The organism is Promicromonospora aerolata, assembly GCF_042682255.1.
In the GTDB taxonomy this organism is placed as follows: Bacteria; Actinomycetota; Actinomycetes; order Actinomycetales; family Cellulomonadaceae; genus Promicromonospora; species Promicromonospora aerolata.
The window spans coordinates 4,541,761-4,561,759 of sequence record NZ_JBHUHF010000001.1 but is presented as its reverse complement, the minus strand read 5'-3'; the positions used below and the strand labels follow the sequence as shown (position 1 = coordinate 4,561,759).

Below are 19,999 nucleotides of genomic sequence, written 5' to 3'. Positions count from 1 at the left end.
TACCTCGGCCCCCACCCTCCACTGCGTCTCCGGCTCATGCGGTCGCCCCCGTCAGTCCGGTCCGCGTGCGGGGATCGACCAGCACGTAGACGATGTCGATCACGAAGTTGGCCAGCAGCACGCCGATCACCACGAACAGCAGGGTGCCCTGCAGCAGGAAGAAGTCCTGGTTCTGGATGGCGGACAGCACGAGCTTGCCCAGGCCCGGGTACGCGAACACGATCTCGGTCACCAGGGCGCCGCCGAGGATGGTGCCCAGCTGCAGCGCGAGGCCCGTGATCTGCGGCAGCATCGCGTTGCGGAACGCGTACTTCCGGATGAGCCGCTTCGGCGCACCGAGCGCGGCGAGATAGTTGGAGTAGTCCGACTCGAGCTCGTAGATGATCAGGTTGCGCATGCCGATCGCCCAGCCGCCGAGCGCGACGAGGAACAGCGACAGGAAGGGCAGCACCCAGTGCTGCAGCAGGTCCACGGCGAACGACCACGACCACTGCGGCACCAGCCCGAAGTCGTAGCCACCGGCCACCGGGAACCACCCGAGCGCGACGCCGAAGCCCCAGGCGAGCAGGATCGCGAGCCACATGTACGGCATCGCCGTCACGAGATACCCGATCGGCAGGGCGACGTTGTCGAGCCACCGGCTGCGCGCCGCCATCGCGCCCACGCTGTTGCCGACCACCCAGCTGAGCAGGATGGCGGGGATCATGATGCCGAGCGTGTACGGGACGGCGGCGAGCACCACCTCGCTCACCGGCGCGGGGAACAGCCACACGCTGGTGCCGAGGTCACCCCGGAAGAGCGCGGCCCAGTAGTTCAGGTACTGCTGCCAGACCGGCAGGTCGAGGCCGAACGTGCGCTCGTAGTAGTCGGTCATCGACGCGATCGTCTCGGGATGCTGGACGGCGGCGCGCGCCACCATCCGCTGGACCGGGTCCCCCGGCATGAGCCGGGGGATCAACCAGTTCAGCGTCACCGCCACGACGAAGGTCAGGCCGTAGAGCAGCGTCTTGCGGGCGAGATAGCCGCGCATACGTCAGGAGACCGGCTCGAGGGCGAGCAGCGTGTTGAGACCGCCCATCTGCACGTAGTTGTTCCACATCACCGGGAAGTACGCGTCCGCACGGCCTTCCTTGGGCCAGTTGGTCCACTGCGACTCGTTGTACTGGGCCCACGCGCCGTTGTACCAGAGCGGGATCACCGGCAGGTCGGTCATGAACTTCTCCTGGACCTGGGACAGCGTCTCGGAGAACTCCGGCGTGCCGGTCTCGGTGCGCGAGAGGTCCTCCACCAGGTTCCAGGCCTCCTCGTTCTCGTAGCGACCGAAGTTGCCCGCCAGCATCTGCTCCTGGATGGGCTGGTAGAACGCGTAGTTGTAGTAGGTCCACGGCGTGTTGCTGATGCCGGCGTTGCCATTGATGAGCAGGTCGAAGTCGCCGGTGGCCCGGGCGACGTCGAGCGCACCCGCGTCGGGGAAGTCGGCGGTGACCTTGATGCCTGCCGCCGAGGCGTCCTCGGCGATCACGCGCGCCGCCTCCATCCAGTCGGTCCAGCCCGCGGGGACGATCAGCTTGAGGTCGATCGGCTCACCGTCCGGCGTCTCGACGAACCCGTCGCCGTCGGTGTCCTCGTAGCCGGCGTCGGCCAGGATCGACGTGGCCTCCTCCGCGTCGAAGGTGAAGCCGTGCTCCGCGGCGACGTCCTCGTCGTAGTACTCCTCGAACGCCGGCACCAGACCCGAGGGGTGGGCCTTCGACACGAGGCCGCCGTACGCGTTGGTGACGATCTTGTCGACGTCGATCGACCGCGCCAGCGCCTGCCGGAAGTCGACGTCGTCCATCGGCGCCCGCGTCTGGTTCGGGATCAGGTTCGCCGACGCCGCCGCCAGCATGTACGGCTCGCCGTCGTAATAGGTGCTGACCGAGCCCTGGTCGACGAGCGTGTTGACGCCGGGCAGGAAGTTGTTGCTCAGGTCGAGGCTGCCGGACAGCATCAGGCCGAGCGCCACTTCGTTGGAGGTGTTCACGACGTCCACGATGTACTTCATCGGCATCTCGAGGCCGAGCTCGCTCTTGGCCCACCAGTCGTCGTTGCGCTCCCAGACCATGCGGTCCTGGCCGACGGCGGAGAACTTGAAGGCGCCCGAACCGATCGGGTCCTCGTTCGGGTTGGACAGCAGCTCCTCCTCGGACCACTCGCTCATGATGTGCTCCGGGAGCACCATGTTGCTGTAGAGCCAGTTGTCCCACTCCTGGTAGCGGGGATCGGAGAAGGTGAACTCGACGGTCGTGTCGCCGGTGGCCTCGACCTTGTCCAGCCAGGTCCACAGGTTGCTCCACGGCACGGCGTCGACCTTGCCGAGCTCTGCGGTGAAGACCACGTCGTCGGCGTCGAGCGTCTCGCCGTCCTGCCAGGCGAGGCCCTCGCGCAGCGTGAGCTCGTACGTCTTGTCGTCGGTCCACTCCCCGCCCTCGGCGAGCCATGGCGTCAGCTCGAGGGTGATCGGGTCGAACTGGAACAGCGGCTCGTAGAGCAGGCCGCGCGCGCCCGTGGCGTGCCCCGCGCCGGAGATCGGATTCCAGGACGACGGCGGCCCCCACTGTGTACCGCTCGTGAAGAGCGTCTCCTCGCGGGGGTACTCACCCACGAGCTCGGTCGCCGCATCCATTCCTTCGGCGGACGCGTACGGGTTGGCGGCAGGTGTGGGTGCGTTCCCACCACCACCACCGGAACAGCCGGCGAGCAGCAGGCCCGCCACTGCGGCTGTCGCCAGAGCCGATGTGCTCCGGGACCTGGTCTGTCGAAGGAACATCGTTGATCCTCTCGTCCACCCCGCACGGCCGTCGTGCGGACCCGGTGCAGCGCCGCACCAGGTTGCTGAGCATCGTTCTGCCCGCGTAGCGGACGCGTCAAGGTTTGGGAGGGAAGTTGCCAAACTGTGACGTGCGCGTGGCCCGGCACTTTCGCGCGCCGGGCCGCGCTGACGTTAGGCTGTGTGCGCCGGTCCGGGCTGTGCCCGGCGCCGACCTCGCTCCTCCCGCCAGGAGAGGTGCGAGCGCCTGTAGCTCAGTGGATAGAGCACCGCTCTCCTAAAGCGGGTGTCGGCAGTTCGAGTCTGCCCAGGCGCACCGTGGGACCCGCCGTTCCGGCACGGGCCCGGTCACCGGCTCCCTCACGGGCGGGCGGAGCCGGGGAACCCGGTCCAGCGCAGACGGGCGGGCAGATGGCTCATGTCGTTGAACATGACGACGCCCGGTGGCAGGCCCTGCCGGTACTCGATCAGCGTGAGGGCCGTGTTCGCGCTGCTGAGGCCGAGCCATCTGGCAGCAGGCGCGTCGAGGGCGTCCCTGACGAGCCAGGCGATCTGGTACGCGTGGGTGACGAGGAGCTCGTGGACGTCACCCTCGCGATCGGCGGGTGCGGAGGCGAAGCGGGTGATCAGGCTCCTGGCGGTCCGGTGCCCGGACTCGGCCTCGTCGGCGTCGTAGCCGTCGAAGAACGGGATCCACGAGGACGGCATCTCCTCCGGTCCGGGCACGTAGGGGATGTGGTCGACGAGCTCCGCGGCCTCGGCGACGGGCGTCCCGGGCCGAAGATGCGCTGCGATCTCCCGAGCGCTGTCCGCCGACCGGGGTAGCGGAGAGTGCCAGACGGCGTCGAGCGGTGTGTGCGCGAATCGCTCCCCGAGCAGGCCTGCCTGCTCGCGGCCCGTCTCGGTGAGCCGCCCGAAGGGGTCGGCGTCGCCGTGTCGGATCACGTAGAGATATCGGATCGTCATGCGGTCACCGGGACGTGTTCCCGTTCGGTTCACGTCCCGCCTCCTCGAGGTCGGCGGTCGGGACGACGCGCGGTGTGGCCGAGACCTGGACGGCGACCACCGTTCCCGCCGTGCCGTCGAGGGTGATGCTGGTTCCGTCGCGCAGCCGGCCGGACACGCCCGCGACCCCGAGGACCGCCGGGATGCGCAGCTCACGGGCGACGATCGCGGCGTGGGAAAGTGCCCCACCGGTCTCCGTGACCACACCGGCGGCGATACCCAGGAGAGGCGTCCAGGCGGGGTCCGTACCGGGGCAGACCAGGATGTCGCCGCGACGTACGCGGTCGAAGTCGTCGGGTCCGCGAACGGTGCGCGCGGTTCCGGTCACTACCCCGTGGCTCCCTGGCGTGCCCGTCAGCGTCAGCCCGGAGCTGGTGCGCGCTTCCCGCACGCTCATCCCTGGCACGTGCGGCGGGAGCGCTGCGGTGATCGGCCGGGCCTGCAGGATCCAGATCCGGCCGTCCGCGACCGCCCACTCGACGTCCCGCGGCGCACCGAGCACGGCAGCGACCCGCCGGCCGAGCCGCGCCAGTCGCGTCACGCTCGCGTCGTCGAGCGTCGCCACGCGGCGGTCTGGGACCGGGACGTCCCGGGTGACGAGGTGTGTGCCGTCCCGGTCCACGCGGCTCCGCTTGTCCGAGACCGCCCTGGTGACACTCCCGTCTCCGGCGACCCGGAAGGCGTCCGGGGTGACGGAACCGCCGACCACGGTGAGCCCGAGACCCCAGGACGCCTCGATCTCGGTGACACCATCCGGAGCCCTCGGGGTGAACATGACCCCGGAGACCTCGGCGTCGACGAGGCGTTGCACGAGGACCGCCATCGCGCGGTGCTCGGACGACGACCCCTGGCCCGATGCGGCGCGGTAGCTGATCGCCCGCGACGAGCGCAGCGAGGCCCAGCACCGCTCCACGGCGTCCGCCACCGGGCCCATGCCCTGCACGGCGAGGAAGCTCTCGTACTGTCCGGCAGCGGAGGCCCCTGCCGCGTCCTCGTCGTCCGCCGAGGAGCGGACCGCGACCGGTGCGCCGCCGAGCCCCTCGAGTCCCTCGGCGATCGCCGCACGCACCGCGCCCGGCACCGCACCCGGCATCGGACCGGTGGACGCTCTCGCAGCCGCCCGGTAGGCGTCGAACGGCACGACGAAGCCGTCCGGTACCGGCAGGCCTGCGCGGAGCAGGGACCCGAGCGCGGCCGCCTTGCCGCCGCCGGTCTCCGCGACCGCCTCTCCGAGTCGTTGCACCGCTTCGCCACTCCTCAACATTATGTTGACAACATTATGTTGACTATGGAGGATCAGGGCATGGAACGCAAGCACGAGGTCGCGGGCACGACGAGCGACGATCACGCGGACGCAAGGCGTGAGCAGGACGCCGCCGAGCACCTCCTCGCGCTCGGCGCGAACGAGCTGGCCGCACGCCCTTGGCGGCCCGCGCCCGCGCCGCCGTCGGCGGTCGACCTCGCCCAGTACGCGCTCTGGCGCTCCACCGACCTCGCCCCCGACGCGATCGCCAGCGCCCTGGCCCTGCTCCCGGCGGCCCGTGCCGAGACCGAAGGGCTCGAGGCCGGGTTGCTGTTCACCGCACGTAGTGCCGGTCTGACCTGGGCGCAGATCGCGGACGCCCTGGGATTCAACTCGCCCCAGGCCTGCCAGCAGCACTACAACCGGCTCACCTCCCGGCACAGGTCCGCCTCCTGACCTGCTCGTCCCGCACGTCGGCGACGGTCAGGGCCGCCAGAACGACCACGACGCATCCGGCCCGCCGCACGTGGTGCGGCGGGCCGGATGCGTCGTCGGCGCGGACGCCGTCAGAGGATCGCGCCGTCAGAGGATCGCGCGGAGGAACTCCTTGGTCCGCTCGTGCGTCGGCGACGTGAAGATCGTGTCGGGGTCGGCTTCCTCGATGATCTTGCCGCCGTCGAACATCAGCACCCGGTTGGAGACCTCCCGGGCGAACTGCATCTCGTGCGTGACGATCAGCATCGTGATGTCCGTGGTCTCCGCGATGTTGCGGAGCACACCGAGCACGTCGGCCACCAGCTCGGGGTCGAGCGCCGACGTCACCTCGTCCAGCAGCAGGATCTCCGGCTCCAGGGCCAGAGCGCGCGCGATCGCCACGCGCTGCTGCTGCCCACCGGACAGCTTGTTCGGGCGCTCGTCGCGCTTCTCGGCCAGACCCACCTTCTCCAGGAGCGCCTCGGCACTGGCGATCGCCTCGGCCTTGGTCTTCCCGAGCACGTGGATCGGGGCCTCGATGATGTTCTCCAGCACGGTCATGTTGGGGAACAGGTTGAACTGCTGGAACACCATCCCGACCCGACGCCGCACCAGGCTGCGCCGCTTCTCCGGGATGGCCACGCGCTTGTCGCCACGCATCTCGTGCGTGTACGGGTCGCCGTCGACGTAGACGAGGCCGCCGTTCGCCTCTTCCAACGTCATGAGCAGGCGCAGGATGGTCGTCTTGCCGGAGCCCGACGGGCCGATCAAGGTGACCCGGTCGCCCTTGGCGACCGAGAAGTCCAGGCCGTCGAGAACGACGTTGTCGCCGAAGCGCTTGACGACCCCCTGGAACTGGATGGCAGGGGTGGTGTCCTTCTCAGGCAAGACGGTTCTCCAATCGGCGGACGAGCAGCGAGGTCGGGTAGCTCACCAGCAGGAAGAGCAGGCCGGCCATCGTGATCGCCTCCATGTAGCGGAAGGTCCCGGCGCCGTACTGCTGCGCCGCCGTGTACATCTCGACCACGAAGATGGCGAACAGGAACGGCGTCTCCTTGAACATGGAGATCGCGTAGTTCCCCAGGCCCGGCAACGTGTTGCGGATGGCCTGCGGCAGCACGACCGCGCCCCAGGTGCGCGAGCGCGGCAGGTCGAGCGCGATGGCCGCCTCCCACTGCCCCTTCGGCACCGCGTCGATGCCCGCGCGGTACACCTCGGACATGTACGTCGCGTAGTGGATGCCGAGCACCGCGCAGCCGATGGCCAGCGACGGGATCTGCGCGAACAGCAGGTTGGCGAAGACGAGCTGCACCAGCAGCGGCGTCGACCGGATGAACTCGACCAGGAAGCCGACCGGGAAGGTGATGACCCGCAGGTGCGACCGGCGGACGATCGCCACGATCAGCCCGAGCGTCGAGGCGATGAGCATGCCGACCACGGTCGCGAAGACCGTGATCTGCAGACCCTCGAGCAGCTGCGGGAGTGCGGCCGCGGCATGCTCCCAGTTCCATACGACGTTCTCATTCATCTCGGCCACCTCCCATCGGCGTCGTCGGCGGCAGCTGGCTGGTGACCATCGGAGCCGGGGTTCCGGCACCGACGTCTGCCCTGGTCTGCACGGGCGCGAGGCGCAGGACCTCACGCAGCGACGGGCCCACGCCCAGCCGGTTCTTCGCCCGCACCTCGAGGGCGTTCATGGCCAGCGTGAGCAGGTAGGCGACCAGGAAGTAGCAGAGCAGGCCGATCGTGAACGAGAAGATCGTGTCCGACGTCCGCTGGCGCAGCTCGCCGGTGAAGAAGTTGAGGTCGTGCAGCGAGATGTACGCCGCCAGGGCGGACCCCTTGACCAGCTGGATCAGCAGGTTGGTGAACATCGGGATCATCAGCGGCCAGGCCTGGGGCAGGATCACCCGGCGCATGCGGTGCACGGCGCCCAGGTCGAGCGCGATGGACGCCTCCCACTGCCCCTTGGCCACCGAGTTGATCGAGCCGCGCACCACTTCGGACGCGTAGGCCCCGTAGTTGAGCCCGAGCGCGATGATGCCGCAGGCCAGCGGGTCCAGCTCGACGTAGAACGGCGGTAGTGGCAGCACGTAGTAGAGCCAGAAGATCTGCACCACCAGCGACGTGCCGCGGAAGAACTCCACGACCACCCGGGACGGCACGCGCGCCCACTTGGTGTGGGCGCGCGAGCCGAAGCCCAGGGTGAACGCGACGAGCAGTGCGAGCACCGCACCGCCGAGGGTCAACTGGAGCGTGACGATAATTCCTTCACCGAGCTGCGGAAGCAGATCGACGAATTGTTGAAAGTTGTCTGACACGCGCTCGGTCAGCCGTCCAGGCCGAGCTCCGGAGCCAGCTCCTTGGCCAGCGTCTCGAGGTCACCCTCGCAGAGCTTCTCCGTGGTCAGGCCCTCGACGGGACGCTCGGCCTCCGTGAAGCCGAACGGCCCCACGATCTCGAGCCAGCGCTCCTCGTCGGAGACGATCTTCGCGAGCTCCTCGTTGTAGGCGTCGCGCAGCTCCTCCTCGCCCTGCGGGAAGACCTCGGCGCCGGCGCCGATCTGCGGCACGCCGTCGATCTCGGCCACGAACGAGTCCGTGACCTCGACCGGGGCATCGGTCTTGGACTCGAGGGTGCGCAGCGAGATACCCGTCAGGGCCAGTGCGTCCGCACGACCCGACACGACGGCGTCCAGGCCGTCCTGCGCGTCGCCGACCTCGATCTTCTCGATCTCGAGGTCGTCGGCGTAGCCGGACTCGATGGCGCCGCTGAGGACGGCGAGCTTGACGCCGGCGTCCTTCGCGGACTGCATGTCCGACAGGTCGTCCGGGTTGCCGTCCGGCACCATGAATGCGGTGGTGTACATGATCTCGGGCTCGGAGAACAGAGCCTGCTCGCACCGCTCCGGCAGGATGGACATCCCTGCGCTGACGGTGTCGTAGCGACCTGCGGTCAGGCCGGGGATGAGCGAGTTCCACTCGGTCTGAGTGCCCTCGATGTTGTCGATGCCGAGCGCACCGAAGATCTCTCGGTCCAGGGCGATGGTGGCGCCGGTGAGATCGCCACCGTCCTCGTAGCTGTACGGCTCCTCGCCGTTGAACGCGACGGTGACGGTGCCCTCTTCCTGAAGCTGCTCGAGCGTGCTGGCGCCTTCTTCGCCGCCTTCGTTCGGAGCCGTCGACGAGCACGCGGCCAGCGCGACCAGGGTGAGTGCTGACCCTGCCGCGAATACGGCCCGGCGGAGCGGTCGGACGCTTGATGTAGACATGGTTCCCTTCACGCCACCCGGCGGTCTTGGCAAAGCCTGGGTGGGCTGGAGTTCACGGACGATTCGCAACGGTAGCGCGGTGCTGACGTACATACAATCTAGCGTTCGACATTAGGATTGTCTACAATCTACAAGTTCACCCGACCGGCGCAGCCCTGGACACCGCCGTCGTCGTACAGCTGTCTGCGCACCGGGGATGATGTCGTCATCGACGTGCGCTCACGGAAGGAGCACCATGTCCCACCCGTCGCGGGCCACGCTGACGACCGCCCCGTCCTTCTCCCGGGTCACGCGTCCTTCGACCGTCGACCTGATCCAGACGGAGCTGCGCAACGCCGTCTACGCGGGGGTACTCACCGTCGGCTCGCCGATCCGGGAGGTCGACGTCGCCGCCCAGCTCGGCGTGAGCAGGGGCCCGCTGCGCGAGGCCGCCCAGCGACTGGTCCAGGAGGGCCTGCTGGTGGCGACCCCGGGGCGCGGGATGCGGGTGGCGACGATCGGGAGGGAGCGGCTCCCCGCTCTGTACGAGGCGCGCAAGTCGGTGGAGATCACGGCGGCCCGGCTGCTCGTCCGGGCCGGCGACGACGCGGCGGTCGCCGGCGTGCGGCGCGCACACGACGAGCTCGTCGCCGCGAACGGCACCGGGGACGCCCGCCGGGTCGGCGGCGCCGACCTCAACCTGCACTGGACCCTCGTCGCCGCAGCGGGCAACCCCTGGCTCACGCGCTGGATGACGACGCTCATCGTCGAGGTGCGGATGGCCACGTTCACGGTGAGCGACGAGTACGTGGTGCGCAAGGACACGGCGGACGCGCACGCACTGATCGTCGAGCGGCTGGAGGCAGGGGACGAGCCGGGCGTGGTCCAGGCCATCACCCAGACGCTCGAGGGCGCCGTCGTCCGGCTGCTGGGCCAGGAGGACGGCGCCGTCGAGACGCTCGAGGAGCCCGCGGACGCCCCAGCGATCACTCTCGGCCCGATCGACGCACCGGACGAGTAGGCCGCTGCCGTCAGGCGTCGGTCGCGATGATCGGCTTGCTCTCCTTCTCCCCCTCGGGCTGCTGGGTCTGCACCCGCATCCCTGCCACGGGCACCCGGATACTGACGAACCGTTCGCTCTGCAAACCGCGCCACAGTGCAAACATCGCAGCGAACATGAGGATGAAGATGGGCAGCCCCATCACCGTGATGACCTGCCGCAGGGCTTCAAGTCCCGCGTCGCCCGCGAGCACGATCAGGCAGGCCGCCACCGCCCCCTCCGAGACGCCCCAGAAGACCCGCTGCCGCACCGGACCCGGGTCCTCGGTTCCGGTGCACAGCATGTCGACCACCAGGGAGGCGGAGTCGGACGACGTCGCGAAGAAGATCGCGACGATCACGACGACGAAGCCGGACACGATCGCGGTCATCGCACCGCCACCGAGCAGCTGTTCGAAGAACGTGAACATCGCCGTGGCCACGTTCTCGTTCACGGCATCCGTGATCGCGTGCGGGCCGTCCGCCTCCATCCCGATGCCGTCCAGCTCCATCGCCGTCCAGCCGAAGATGGCGAACCAGATCAGCGTGAACACCGACGGGGCGACGAGCACCCCACCGACGAACTCCCGGATCGTCCGACCCCGCGAGATGCGCGCCAGGAAGATGCCCATGAACGGCGCCCAGGTCACTGTCCACGCCCAGTAGAAGACCGTCCAACCGGCCTGCCAGCCCCAGCCCGCCTCGCCGGTGAACTGCGCGAGTGCGTCGTTCCAGAAGGCCAGCCGCACCAGGTCCTGCAGATAGACGCCGAAGGTCTCGATGATCTCGCGGAACAGGAACAGCGTGGACCCGGCGAACAGCACGAAGATCATCAGCCCGACGGCCATGCCGATATTGATGTTGGACAGTGTCTTCACGCCCTTGTCCAGCCCGACGACGATGGACGTCACCGCGATCGTCGTCAGGATCGCGATGATGATCACCTTGGGGAGCACCGCGTCCGGGATCGTGGTGAGCACCGCGAGGCCGCTGTTGATCTGCTGCGTGCCCAGGCCGATGGACACCGAGACGCCGAAGAGCGTGCCGAGGATCGCGAAGATGTCGATCGTCTTTCCGATCGGCCCGTGGATGCGCTCCTTGATGAACGGGTAGAAGACCGAGCTGACGCGCAGCGGCAGCTTGTGCCGATAGATGAAGTAGCCGAAGGCCAGACCGGGCAGCGTGAAGATCGCCCACGTATGCAGGCCCAGGTGGTAGATCGAGATCCCCATCGCATCGGTGGCGGCCTGGGCCGAGAACGGTTCGGCGCCCAGCGGAGGAGCCGAGAAGTGCGAGATCGGCTCCGCGACACCCCAGAACATCAGCACCGTGCCGATGCCGCCGGCGAAGAGCATGGTGAACCACGAGACGTTCGAGTACCGCGGACGCTCGTCGTCGTCCCCGAGCCGGATGCTGCCGTACTTGCTGACCGCGATATAGATGAGGAACAGCACCCATGCTGTGACGCCCAGGATGAAGAACCAACCGAGCGTCTCGGTCACCCAGGCACGCCCGGCGGAGAAGAAATCGTTGATCCGCACCGGAAAGATCAGCAGCAGGATGAGGAAGACGATCATCAGGCCGGCCGCGACGAAGAAGATCACCGGGTCTGTCTTGAGCCCTAACCGCCGAGCGAGTGAATGCAGCACAGAGAACGCCTCCTCGCGGGGGAAACTGGGCGGATTCCCACTGGCCCGATATCCCCTCTCGTACCGAACCAATGGCCAGGCATGTTGCCAACAATTCGCCCTGGCGTCTATCCCAGAAGGAAATCTTCTCTCGCCGGACGGAAATCGGCGACGCAGATCAGACCCAGGCGGCCGGGTCGGCGAGCACGGCCCGCAGCACCTCGCGCGCCCCGCCCGTGAGCGCCGCGTGCGGCCCTGCCTGCGCGGCCCGGACGTCCAGGTGGACGAACGGTGCGGCGAGCACGCGGTCGGCCAGGACGGCCTCGACGTCGGGGCGCAGCCACGGCAGCAGCTCGGTGTACGCGCCGCCGAGCACGATGGTGGCGACGTCGAGCAGGTTCACGAAGTCCGCGAGCGCCGAGCCCAGCGCGCGCCCGGCGGGTAGCGCCGGGTGCGGACCGCCGGACGCCGTGGCGCCGGCGGCGGTCCCGGTCCCTGCCAGCCGGGTGACGAGAGCGGCCAGCGGAGCATCCGGGGGCAGCCCCGCCGCACGCAGCATCGCCGCCTTGCCCGCGTACTGCTCCAGGCAGCCGAACGCGCCGCACGAGCAGCGTGGCCCGGCGGGGTCGACGACCACGTGGCCGATCTCGCCGTTCCAGCCCCGCTCCCCCAGGAACAGCTCACGGTCGACGACGATGGCCGCGCCGATGCCGACGTCGCCGGACACGAAGATGAAGGAGTCGGGCGCCGCGACGTCGGAACCGCCCGCCAGCTCCGCGAGCGCGGCAAGCTTGGCCTCGTTGGCGATGCGCACCTCGGTGCCGCCCAGCCCGAGCAGCGGTACCGGGTCGAGCGACGACCACCCGAGGTTGGGCGCCACCTCGAGGAGCCCGGTGCGCGGGTCGACCAGCCCGGGCAGCGCGAGGCGGGCGCCGGCGACCGTCATGTCCGATGCCGCGACGCCGTCGGTCACCTCGCGGGCGAGCTCGCCGAGCCGGCCCAGGACGACGGCGGGATCGCTGTCGTGGAACGCGCCGGGCACCACGCGCTCCGCGACGACGTCCCCGGTGAGATCGAGGACCCGCGCGCCCAGGTAGTCGACGTTGACCTCGAGTCCGAGCCCCACGACGGAGCGCGGCGCGGGTACCAGCGGGACCGCCGGCCGGCCCGCGCGTCCGCCGGTCACCGCGGGCAGCTCGCGCACGAGCCGGGCGGCGACGAGCTGGTCCACCAGGGTCGACACCGTCGCCCGGGCCAGGCCGGTCGCGGCGGCCACACCGGCGCGCGAGAGTGGTTCCGGTACCTCGAAGACCGCGCGCGCGACCAGCTCGAGGTTGCGCTCGCGCAGGGTGTGCTGGCGAGCCGCGCCAGAACCCGGGAACGTGGCGGTGTCGGCTGCAGGGCCTGCGGTGGTCACGCCTTGACTGTAGCCGAGACCCGGGTAATAGTTCAGTCGTACAACTAATGCGGCGCCGCATGTCGGGGCCGCCTCGATGAGGAGACCCCCGTGAGCGACATCAAGTACTCGTTCGGCCTGTGGACCGTCGGCTGGAACGCCGTGGACCCGTTCGGCACGGCATCGCGTCCCGAGCTCGACCCGGCCGAGTCCATCCGCAAGCTCGCCGACCTGGGCGCGTGGGGCTTCACGTTCCACGACAACGACGTCTACCCCTTCGGGTCGGACGACGCCGCACGGCAGAAGCACATCGACTCCGTCAAGCAGGCGGCCGCCGACACCGGCCTGGTGTGCGAGATGGTCACCACCAACACGTTCACGCACCCCGTCTTCAAGGACGGCGCGTTCACCTCCAACAGCCGCGACGTGCGCCGCTTCGGGCTGCGCAAGGTGCTGCGCAACGTGGACCTGGCCGCCGACATGGGCGCCGAGACCTTCGTCATGTGGGGCGGCCGCGAGGGCACCGAGTACGACAACTCGAAGGACCTCAACGCCGCGCACGCGCGCTACGCCGAGGGCATCGACACCGTCGCCTCGTACATCAAGGAGAAGGGCTACGGGCTCAAGATCGCCCTTGAGCCCAAGCCGAACGAGCCGCGCGGCGACATCTTCCTGCCGACGATCGGCCACGCCATCGCGCTGATCGACTCGCTCGACAACGGCGACATCGTGGGCATCAACCCGGAGACCGGTCACGAGCAGATGGCCGGCCTCAACTACACGCACGGCATCGCGCTGGCCCTGCACCTGGGCAAGCTGTTCCACATCGACCTGAACGGCCAGCACGGCCCGCGGTACGACCAGGACCTCGTGTTCGGTCACGGCGACCTGCTGTCGGCGTTCTTCACGGTCGACCTGCTGGAGAACGGCTTCCCGAACGGCGGCCCCCGCTACGAGGGTCCCCGCCACTTCGACTACAAGCCCTCGCGCACCGAGTACCTCGACGGCGTGTGGGAGTCGGCCAAGGCCAACATGGAGACCTACGACATGCTCGCGGCCAAGGCCGCCGCATACCGTGCCGACTCCGAGGTGCAGGCGGCGTTCGAGCACGCCGGCATCTTCGAGCTGGGCCAGTCGACCCTCGCCGAGGGCGAGACGTTCGACTCCTTCCTCGCCGAGGCGGACCCCGACGTGGACGCGCTCGCCGAGCGGGACTACGGCCTGGTCAAGCTGCACCAGCTCGCGCTGAAGCACCTGATCGGCTGACCCCCCTCGTCGAGTGTCGTTGAGTGCTGGCCATCTGTTGCCCTGACCCGGGAAATCCAACAGATGGCCAGCACTCAACGTGTGCGGTGTGGGGCGCGGTAGCGTGTCCAGCCGTATCTCCCTTCCGTCCCACCCTTGTTCTGGAGCACCGATGCCCCTCGTCGCCGGCGTGGACACGTCCACGCAGTCCTGCAAGATCGTCGTGCGCGATGCCGAGACCGGCGCGCTGGTCCGGACCGGTTCCGCCAAGCACCCCGACGGCACGGAGGTGGACCCGCAGCACTGGTGGGACGCCTTCCAGGAGGCGTCCGCCGCGGCAGGCGGCCTGGCCGACGTCGCCGCGCTCTCCGTGGGCGGTCAGCAGCACGGCATGGTCACGCTCGACGCCGACGGCAACGTCGTCCGGCCCGCGCTGCTGTGGAACGACAACCGTTCCGCGCCGTCGGCCGAGACCCTGATCACCGAGCTGGGCGAGGGCGACCGCGAGGCCGGGGCCCAGGCCTGGGCCGATGCCGTCGGCTCGGTGCTCGTCGCGTCCCTCACCATCACCAAGCTGCGCTGGCTGCGCGACAACGAGCCGGAGAACGCCGCCAAGGTGGCCGCCGTCGCGCTGCCGCACGACTGGCTCTCGTGGCGCATCGCCGGCTACGGACCGGTCGGCGACCCCACCGCGCCCCTCGGGCCCCAGCTGGACAAGCTCTTCACCGACCGCTCGGACGCGTCCGGCACCGGGTACTACGACGCCTCGGCCGGTGAGTACCGGCTCGACCTGCTGGAACGTGCTCTGGGGCGTACCGATGTCGCGCTGCCGCGCGTGGTCGGCGTGGCCGAGGCCGGCGCGGGCGCCCACCCGACCGTGGCCGGTGGGGCGACCGCCACGTCCACCGGCTCGAACGGGTGCCTCATCGGGCCCGGCGCCGGCGACAACGCGGGTGCCTCCCTCGGGCTGGGCATGACGCCCGGTGACATCGCGATCTCGATCGGCACCTCCGGGGTGGTCTCCGCCGTCGCACCGCAGCGCACCGCGGACGGGTCCGGCGCGATCAACGGCTTCGCCGACGCCACCGGCAACGCGCTCATGCTCGCCGTGACCCTCAACGCCGCACGGGTCCTCGACGCCGCGCGCGAGGTGCTCGACGTGGACTTCGATGAGCTGGCCGAGCTCGCGCTGCAGGCCCCGGCCGGCTCCGACGGCCTCGTCCTCGTGCCGTACCTGGAGGGCGAGCGCACCCCCAACCGGCCCGACGCCACCGGCACCCTGCACGGCATCCGCCTCGCCACGTCGACCCGCGCCCACCTGGCCCGGGCCTACATCGAGGGCATGCTGTGCGGTCTCGCGGACGGCCTCGACGCGCTGCGCGCGCAGGGCGTCGCGGTGGAGCGCGTGATGCTGATCGGTGGCGCCGCACAGTCCCCCGCGGTGCAGCAGATCGCCCCGCAGATCTTCGGGCTCCCGATCAGCATCCCCGAGCCGGGCGAATACGTGGCCGACGGCGCCGCACGCCAGGCCGCCTGGACGCTGGCTGTCGCCGCCGACCAGGACGCAGGCGCCCCGGCGTGGTCCACGACGATCGCCACCACGCTCGCCGCCGACCCGCGGCCGGTGGTCCGCAAGCAGTACGCCGCGGTCCGCGACCTCGCGTGAGTCTGAGCCAGTGCCCGCACCTCCGGAGAGCATGTCCACGGAAGAACTGATCGGCGCGCTCGCCCAGCGGGCGAGCGCGCTCGACATCGCCCTGCACACGGTCCAGGTGAGCGTCCACGGCGAGACCGTCACGCACGCCGTGAGCGAGCCGTTGGACCTGGACACGCCGCAACGGATGTACTCGGTGTCCAAGACGGTCACCGGTCTGGCGATCGGGCTGCTCGCGGACGAGGGCCTGCTGAGCCTCGACGACCCCGTCACGAAGCACTTCCCCGAGATGGGCCCGGTGCACCCGTGGCTCGAGGCCACGACGATCCGGCACATGCTCACCATGCGCGGCCCGCACCGGTCCACCACGTACAAGCGCACGGCGGGCGGGTGGTTGGAGTCTTACTTTCGCGTGCCGCCGACGCACCCACCGGGCACGGTCTTCACCTACGACACCAGCGCCTCGTACACGCTCGCCGCGCTCGTGGAGCGGCTGTCCGGCGCCTCACTCGTGGACTACCTGCGTCCGCGCCTCTTCGACCCGCTGGGCATCAGCCCGGACCTGCGGTTCCTCACCGGACCGGAGGGCATCGCCCACGGCGGCTCGGGGCTGATCTCCACCCCGCGGGACCTGCTGCGCCTGGCCCACCTCCTGCTCGACGACGGCGTGCACGACGGCGTGCGACTGCTCCCTGCCGACTACCTGCGCGCCGCCACGAGCCCCCAGGCCGACACCGCCCTGCAGAGCTCTGCCGCCGCGCTGCGCGGAGGCTATGGCTACCAGCTCTGGCTCCCCCGTCCGGGATGGTGGCTGATGTTCGGGCTCGGCGGCCAGCTCGTCTACGGCAACCCCGCCCGGGGGCTCACGGTCGTGGTCACCGCGGACTTTCAGGCCTGCCCGAGCGGCGACCGGTTCCTCGACGACGTCCTCGACCTGCTGGTGGACCCGCTCGTCGCGGAGCTTGCCGCCGGCCACGACCTGAGCAGGCCGGACACCGCCGTCCGGCTCCCCTGGCCCGCACCGCAGCACTCCGCTGGGCACGTGCGACCCGTCGACGCCCGCTACGAGAACGTCGTCGACGGCCCCGGGCCGGCTGAGCTCGTCCTGTCGCTGGACGACGACGGCGGCCGGCTGCGTACCGCCGGAGGACCCGACCTCGGGTACCCGGCCGCCGACGGCTGGGACATCGAGCTGCGCTACGACCGTCCGGTCCAGACCGTGGTCGACGACCAGCCCGCCGTCGTCACCGCCGGCTGGACCGGCGCGGGCACGCTGGACGTGCGCTGCGCGCTGCTCGGCGACGAGCTGACGACATGGCGCGCCCGTCTCGCCTGGGCACCCGACGGCACGCTGGCCGTGCAGTCCCAGGTGTTCGGCGAGACCGCTGACCAGAGCTGGACCTTCCACACGGCCTACCGGCCCGTGGCGCCCCGCCCGCTGGACGGCGACACGACGAGGCCCGACGACCCCAACAGGCTGCACGCGACACGCCGACGGTAACGTGCACATCGTTGGGGTCGCACCCAGAGCCTCCCGAGGCCCTATCCCTTGACGGACCCGATGAGCGCGCCCTTCACGAAGTAGCGCTGGATGAACGGGTACACCAGCAGCATCGGCAACGTCGCCACGACGATCACTGCCATCTTCACGGACTGCGCCGGTGGCACCACGTCCACGACCGACGCGTCCGCGTTCATGCCGCTCGCGACGATGACGATCTGCCGCAGGAGCACCTGGATCGGCCACTTCGCGGAGTCGTTGATGTACAGGATGGCGTGCTGGTACGTGTTCCAGTAGCCGACGGCGTAGAACAGACCGATGGTCGCGATCGAGGCGAGCGACAGCGGCAGCACGATCCGCAGGAACACCCCGAGGTCGGAGCAGCCGTCGATACGGGCCGCCTCCTCGAGGCTGTCGGGGATCGCCTGGAAGAAGCTGCGCATGATCACGAAGTTGAACGCGTTGATCGCGACGGGCAGAATCAGCGCCCACAGCGAGTCGATCAGGCCCAGCTTCTGCACCACGATGAACGTGGGGATCATCCCGCCGCTGAACAGCATGGTGAAGATGACGAGGAAGTTGATCACCCGCCGCCCCCGCAGGTAGGGCTTCGACAGGGCGTACGCCATGAACGACGTGAGCAGCAGGCTCACGAAGGTGCCCATGGCCGTGACGAACACCGAGACACCGAGCGCACGGAAGATCGTCGACGTCGACAGGATGTAGCGGTACGCGTCCAGCGTGAACGTCTCGGGAATGATGACGAAGCTGCGCGTCGCGAGCTCGCCCGGCGTCGCCAGGGAACTGCCCAGCACATTGAGGAACGGCAGCACGCAGATCAGCGCGAAGCCGCCCAGCACGAGCACGTTGACGACGCGGAAGACCCGCATCGCAGCGGTGGGTCGTCGGTGGCCGCTCGTGCGCTTCGCCAGCCGGTTCAGTGGCACCCGCGGTGCCGCGTCGGTCGTGGTCATCGGGTGCTCCCGGGGTCGGGCCGCGGATCCGGCCGGCGGAGCGCGAACATCGCCGCGCTGACGAAGAACAAGAAGGCGACCGGGTAGAGGACGAGCTGGCTGCCCACCAGGCAGACCAGGCCCGTGGCGGCGAAGAACCAGCCCGCCGTGCGGCTCCCCGGCCGGCGCCTGGCCACGAAGATTCCGACGACGCCGAGGAGCAGCACCGCCATGAGCGTGCAGCCGAACCAGGCGGCGAGGGCCCGTGCGGCGTCATAGGCGTCACCCGGGACACCTCCCGCCGTCAGGTCCAGGCCGATCCGCTGCATCTCCGGGTACAGGGTGCTGGCGAACTCCGCCTCGCCGATCCGGTTCAGCACCAGCGTGAACGCACCGAGGAACAGGGTGGACAGCACCATGCCCGTCCCGGCCGCCCAGATCTCTACGGTGCGCCGAGGCGACGACTCCGCCACGGCGGGTGCGGACCTGGCCGGCACGGGCCGGGCCGTGACCCGGTCAGTCGTCGTCGATGCCATCGCCTCGCACCTCCGCCCTGCGCAGCGTGGGGCTGTCGTCGACGTGGAGCACGGGACCCTCGCGGCCGTCGACCCGGACCCGCGCGACGTCGGAGTCCGCGACGTTCCCGAGGTAGAAGCCCTGCCGGGCCATGAGGTCCACCCCGTCCGCCATCGCCGGCCGCCCCGGGACGGGGTCATGGGCGAAGGAGACCGTGATGTCGTCGAGGGTGAGCTCGGCAAGGGGCTGCTCGGGCAGCCCGTAGAGGTGCCCGGCCGCCGCGTGCACCCCGCGAGCGGTGATGTGCGCCAGATGGATACGGCGGAAGACCGGCGTGGCGTCGTCCACGGGGTACGGGCGCCGGTCCGCGATGTGCGGTGCGTCGCCGCCCGGGCCGCAGAAGTAGTACGGGTTGACCACGATCGGGCACATCACGTCGCTCATCACGATGTTCGTCACCCGGATGTCCTCGACCACCCCGCCCCGGCCCCGGCGGGACTTGATGCGGATACCGCGGTCGGTGCCCTGGAACACGCAGCCGGTGATGACCACGTTGCGCACCCCGCCGCTCATCTCGCTGCCGATGACCACGCCGCCGTGCCCGTGCACCATCGTGCAGCCCGTGATCGTGACGTTCTCGCACGGGACCCGCTCCGGCGAGGCCTCCGTGCCCGCCTTGATGGTGATGCAGTCGTCGCCGACGTCGATGTGACAGTCGCTGATCCGGACGTTCCGGCACGACTCGGGGTTGATGCCGTCGGTGTTGGGCGAGTCGGGCGGGTTGGTGATCCGCACGCCCGAGACGCTGACGTCCTGGCAGAGCAGCGGGTGCACCGTCCATGCCGGCGAGTCCCGCAGCGACACGTCACGGATGGTCACCCGCTCGCACCCGTGCAGCCCGATCAGGGTGGGCCGGGGGTAGGCCAGGGCTGCGCGGTCGTCGCGGAAGGTGTCCCACCACCGCTGCCCCTGACCGTCGATGGTGCCCAGCCCGGTGATCGCGACGTCGGTCTCGCCGCTCGCGTACAGGCACGGGGAATGGATCAGGCTCGGCGCGCCCTCCCAGCGTGCCTCGACCGGCGGGTACAGGTCCGGGTCAGGGACGAACTCCAGCCGGGCCCCGGCCTCGAGGTGCAGCTCGACGTGGCTGCGCAGGCGCAGCGCGCCGGTGCGGTGCACGCCGGACCGGACCACCACGGTGCCGCCACCCGCCCGTGCGGCCGCGTCGATCTCGGCCTGGAACGTGGCGGTCTCCAGGACGTCTGTGTCACTCGTCTGCATGCGTTG

The 19,999-nt window shown here is 69.9% G+C and carries 18 protein-coding genes and 1 tRNA gene; 6 read left to right on the top strand and 13 right to left on the bottom strand.

Annotated elements, in window-relative coordinates; all coding sequences use genetic code 11:
- Nucleotides 1–34: 34 nt before the first annotated feature.
- Nucleotides 35–1,030 carry an ABC transporter permease gene (locus ACFSL2_RS20410; protein WP_377199592.1) on the bottom strand — a complete coding sequence of 332 codons (996 nt, stop codon included), beginning with the start codon at nucleotides 1,028–1,030 and terminating at the stop codon, nucleotides 35–37.
- A 3-nt stretch (nucleotides 1,031–1,033) separates the two neighbouring features.
- Nucleotides 1,034–2,809, bottom strand: coding sequence for an ABC transporter substrate-binding protein (locus tag ACFSL2_RS20405; protein WP_377199591.1), 1,776 nt, complete (start codon nucleotides 2,807–2,809; stop codon nucleotides 1,034–1,036).
- Between the two features lie 243 nt (nucleotides 2,810–3,052).
- On the opposite strand from ACFSL2_RS20405, the gene ACFSL2_RS20400 reads away from it, so the two are divergent.
- Nucleotides 3,053–3,125 (top strand) — tRNA-Arg (locus ACFSL2_RS20400).
- Nucleotides 3,126–3,169: 44 nt separating this feature from the next.
- Here ACFSL2_RS20400 and ACFSL2_RS20395 read toward each other — a convergent pair.
- The gene (locus ACFSL2_RS20395) at nucleotides 3,170–3,775 is read right to left on the bottom strand and encodes a histidine phosphatase family protein (protein ID WP_377199590.1); all 606 of its coding nucleotides are present in this window, start codon (nucleotides 3,773–3,775) and stop codon (nucleotides 3,170–3,172) included.
- A 4-nt stretch (nucleotides 3,776–3,779) separates the two neighbouring features.
- A complete protein-coding gene (locus tag ACFSL2_RS20390) occupies nucleotides 3,780–5,057 on the bottom strand; it encodes a PEP/pyruvate-binding domain-containing protein (protein ID WP_377199589.1) in 1,278 nt (425 codons plus the stop codon).
- A 60-nt stretch (nucleotides 5,058–5,117) separates the two neighbouring features.
- Here ACFSL2_RS20390 and ACFSL2_RS20385 point away from each other — a divergent pair, with 60 nt between their 5' ends.
- Nucleotides 5,118–5,513 carry a DNA-binding protein gene (locus tag ACFSL2_RS20385; RefSeq protein ID WP_377199588.1) on the top strand — a complete coding sequence of 132 codons (396 nt, stop codon included), beginning with the start codon at nucleotides 5,118–5,120 and terminating at the stop codon, nucleotides 5,511–5,513.
- Nucleotides 5,514–5,639: 126 nt separating this feature from the next.
- Here ACFSL2_RS20385 and ACFSL2_RS20380 read toward each other — a convergent pair whose 3' ends face one another.
- The 4 genes from ACFSL2_RS20380 to ACFSL2_RS20365 are packed head-to-tail and all read right to left on the bottom strand — an operon-like array spanning nucleotide 5,640 to nucleotide 8,802.
- A complete protein-coding gene (locus tag ACFSL2_RS20380; protein WP_377199587.1) occupies nucleotides 5,640–6,419 on the bottom strand; it encodes an amino acid ABC transporter ATP-binding protein in 780 nt (259 codons plus the stop codon).
- Nucleotides 6,412–7,059: an ectoine/hydroxyectoine ABC transporter permease subunit EhuD gene (gene ehuD, locus ACFSL2_RS20375; protein ID WP_377199586.1), complete on the bottom strand. Its 648-nt coding sequence runs from the start codon at nucleotides 7,057–7,059 to the stop codon at nucleotides 6,412–6,414. Before ehuD ends, ACFSL2_RS20380 begins: the two co-directional genes overlap by 8 nt.
- Entirely contained in the window at nucleotides 7,052–7,852 is an 801-nt protein-coding gene (gene ehuC, locus ACFSL2_RS20370; protein WP_377199585.1) for an ectoine/hydroxyectoine ABC transporter permease subunit EhuC, read from the bottom strand. Before ehuC ends, ehuD begins: the two co-directional genes overlap by 8 nt.
- An 8-nt stretch (nucleotides 7,853–7,860) precedes the next feature.
- Nucleotides 7,861–8,802 (bottom strand): transporter substrate-binding domain-containing protein, encoded by a 942-nt coding sequence (locus ACFSL2_RS20365; protein WP_377199584.1) that lies wholly within the window; start codon nucleotides 8,800–8,802, stop codon nucleotides 7,861–7,863.
- Nucleotides 8,803–9,037: 235 nt separating this feature from the next.
- On the opposite strand from ACFSL2_RS20365, the gene ACFSL2_RS20360 reads away from it, so the two are divergent.
- Nucleotides 9,038–9,802: a GntR family transcriptional regulator gene (locus ACFSL2_RS20360; protein ID WP_377199583.1), complete on the top strand. Its 765-nt coding sequence runs from the start codon at nucleotides 9,038–9,040 to the stop codon at nucleotides 9,800–9,802.
- A 10-nt stretch (nucleotides 9,803–9,812) separates the two neighbouring features.
- Here the strand turns inward: ACFSL2_RS20360 and ACFSL2_RS20355 are convergent, their stop codons facing one another.
- Both ACFSL2_RS20355 and ACFSL2_RS20350 read right to left on the bottom strand, forming a co-directional pair.
- A complete protein-coding gene (locus ACFSL2_RS20355; protein ID WP_377199582.1) occupies nucleotides 9,813–11,468 on the bottom strand; it encodes a BCCT family transporter in 1,656 nt (551 codons plus the stop codon).
- A 157-nt stretch (nucleotides 11,469–11,625) separates the two neighbouring features.
- Nucleotides 11,626–12,864, bottom strand: a complete 1,239-nt coding sequence (locus ACFSL2_RS20350; RefSeq protein WP_377199581.1) for an ROK family transcriptional regulator — start codon at nucleotides 12,862–12,864, stop codon at nucleotides 11,626–11,628.
- Between the two features lie 90 nt (nucleotides 12,865–12,954).
- On the opposite strand from ACFSL2_RS20350, the gene xylA reads away from it, so the two are divergent.
- From xylA to ACFSL2_RS20335, 3 genes are all read left to right on the top strand, one after another.
- On the top strand, nucleotides 12,955–14,109 hold the full coding sequence (gene xylA, locus ACFSL2_RS20345) for a xylose isomerase (protein WP_377199580.1): 1,155 nt from the start codon (nucleotides 12,955–12,957) through the stop codon (nucleotides 14,107–14,109).
- A 151-nt stretch (nucleotides 14,110–14,260) separates the two neighbouring features.
- Nucleotides 14,261–15,754, top strand: a complete 1,494-nt coding sequence (gene xylB / locus ACFSL2_RS20340; RefSeq protein ID WP_377199579.1) for a xylulokinase — start codon at nucleotides 14,261–14,263, stop codon at nucleotides 15,752–15,754.
- Between the two features lie 31 nt (nucleotides 15,755–15,785).
- Nucleotides 15,786–17,243, top strand: coding sequence for a serine hydrolase domain-containing protein (locus ACFSL2_RS20335; protein WP_377199578.1), 1,458 nt, complete (start codon nucleotides 15,786–15,788; stop codon nucleotides 17,241–17,243).
- 41 nt (nucleotides 17,244–17,284) lie between these two features.
- On the opposite strand, the gene ACFSL2_RS20330 is transcribed toward ACFSL2_RS20335, so the two are convergent.
- Genes ACFSL2_RS20330 through ACFSL2_RS20320 form a run of 3 tightly spaced genes read right to left on the bottom strand, consistent with a single transcriptional unit; the run spans nucleotide 17,285 to nucleotide 19,993 of the window.
- Nucleotides 17,285–18,217 (bottom strand): carbohydrate ABC transporter permease, encoded by a 933-nt coding sequence (locus ACFSL2_RS20330; RefSeq protein WP_377199577.1) that lies wholly within the window; start codon nucleotides 18,215–18,217, stop codon nucleotides 17,285–17,287.
- Complete coding sequence (locus ACFSL2_RS20325) at nucleotides 18,214–18,732, bottom strand: hypothetical protein (RefSeq protein ID WP_377199576.1); 519 nt, start codon at nucleotides 18,730–18,732, stop codon at nucleotides 18,214–18,216. The genes ACFSL2_RS20330 and ACFSL2_RS20325 overlap by 4 nt, the downstream gene beginning before the upstream one ends.
- Nucleotides 18,713–19,993, bottom strand: a complete 1,281-nt coding sequence (locus ACFSL2_RS20320; RefSeq protein WP_377199575.1) for a glycoside hydrolase family 28 protein — start codon at nucleotides 19,991–19,993, stop codon at nucleotides 18,713–18,715. The genes ACFSL2_RS20325 and ACFSL2_RS20320 overlap by 20 nt, the downstream gene beginning before the upstream one ends.
- Between the last annotated feature and the right edge of the window lie 6 nt (nucleotides 19,994–19,999).

What these genes read in the sequence shown, in the direction of transcription:
- ACFSL2_RS20410 (WP_377199592.1), bottom strand. Translation starts at nt 1,030, where the DNA reads ATGCGCGGCTATCTCGCCCGCAAGACGCTGCTCTACGGCCTGACCTTC.
- ACFSL2_RS20360 (WP_377199583.1), top strand. Translation starts at nt 9,038, where the DNA reads ATGTCCCACCCGTCGCGGGCCACGCTGACGACCGCCCCGTCCTTCTCC.
- xylB (WP_377199579.1), top strand. Translation starts at nt 14,261, where the DNA reads ATGCCCCTCGTCGCCGGCGTGGACACGTCCACGCAGTCCTGCAAGATC.
- ehuD (WP_377199586.1), bottom strand. Translation starts at nt 7,059, where the DNA reads ATGAATGAGAACGTCGTATGGAACTGGGAGCATGCCGCGGCCGCACTC.
- ACFSL2_RS20320 (WP_377199575.1), bottom strand. Translation starts at nt 19,993, where the DNA reads ATGCAGACGAGTGACACAGACGTCCTGGAGACCGCCACGTTCCAGGCC.
- ACFSL2_RS20335 (WP_377199578.1), top strand. Translation starts at nt 15,786, where the DNA reads ATGTCCACGGAAGAACTGATCGGCGCGCTCGCCCAGCGGGCGAGCGCG.
- ACFSL2_RS20385 (WP_377199588.1), top strand. Translation starts at nt 5,118, where the DNA reads ATGGAACGCAAGCACGAGGTCGCGGGCACGACGAGCGACGATCACGCG.
- ACFSL2_RS20405 (WP_377199591.1), bottom strand. Translation starts at nt 2,809, where the DNA reads ATGTTCCTTCGACAGACCAGGTCCCGGAGCACATCGGCTCTGGCGACA.
- ACFSL2_RS20395 (WP_377199590.1), bottom strand. Translation starts at nt 3,775, where the DNA reads ATGACGATCCGATATCTCTACGTGATCCGACACGGCGACGCCGACCCC.
- ACFSL2_RS20330 (WP_377199577.1), bottom strand. Translation starts at nt 18,217, where the DNA reads ATGACCACGACCGACGCGGCACCGCGGGTGCCACTGAACCGGCTGGCG.
- ACFSL2_RS20365 (WP_377199584.1), bottom strand. Translation starts at nt 8,802, where the DNA reads ATGTCTACATCAAGCGTCCGACCGCTCCGCCGGGCCGTATTCGCGGCA.
- ACFSL2_RS20325 (WP_377199576.1), bottom strand. Translation starts at nt 18,732, where the DNA reads ATGGCATCGACGACGACTGACCGGGTCACGGCCCGGCCCGTGCCGGCC.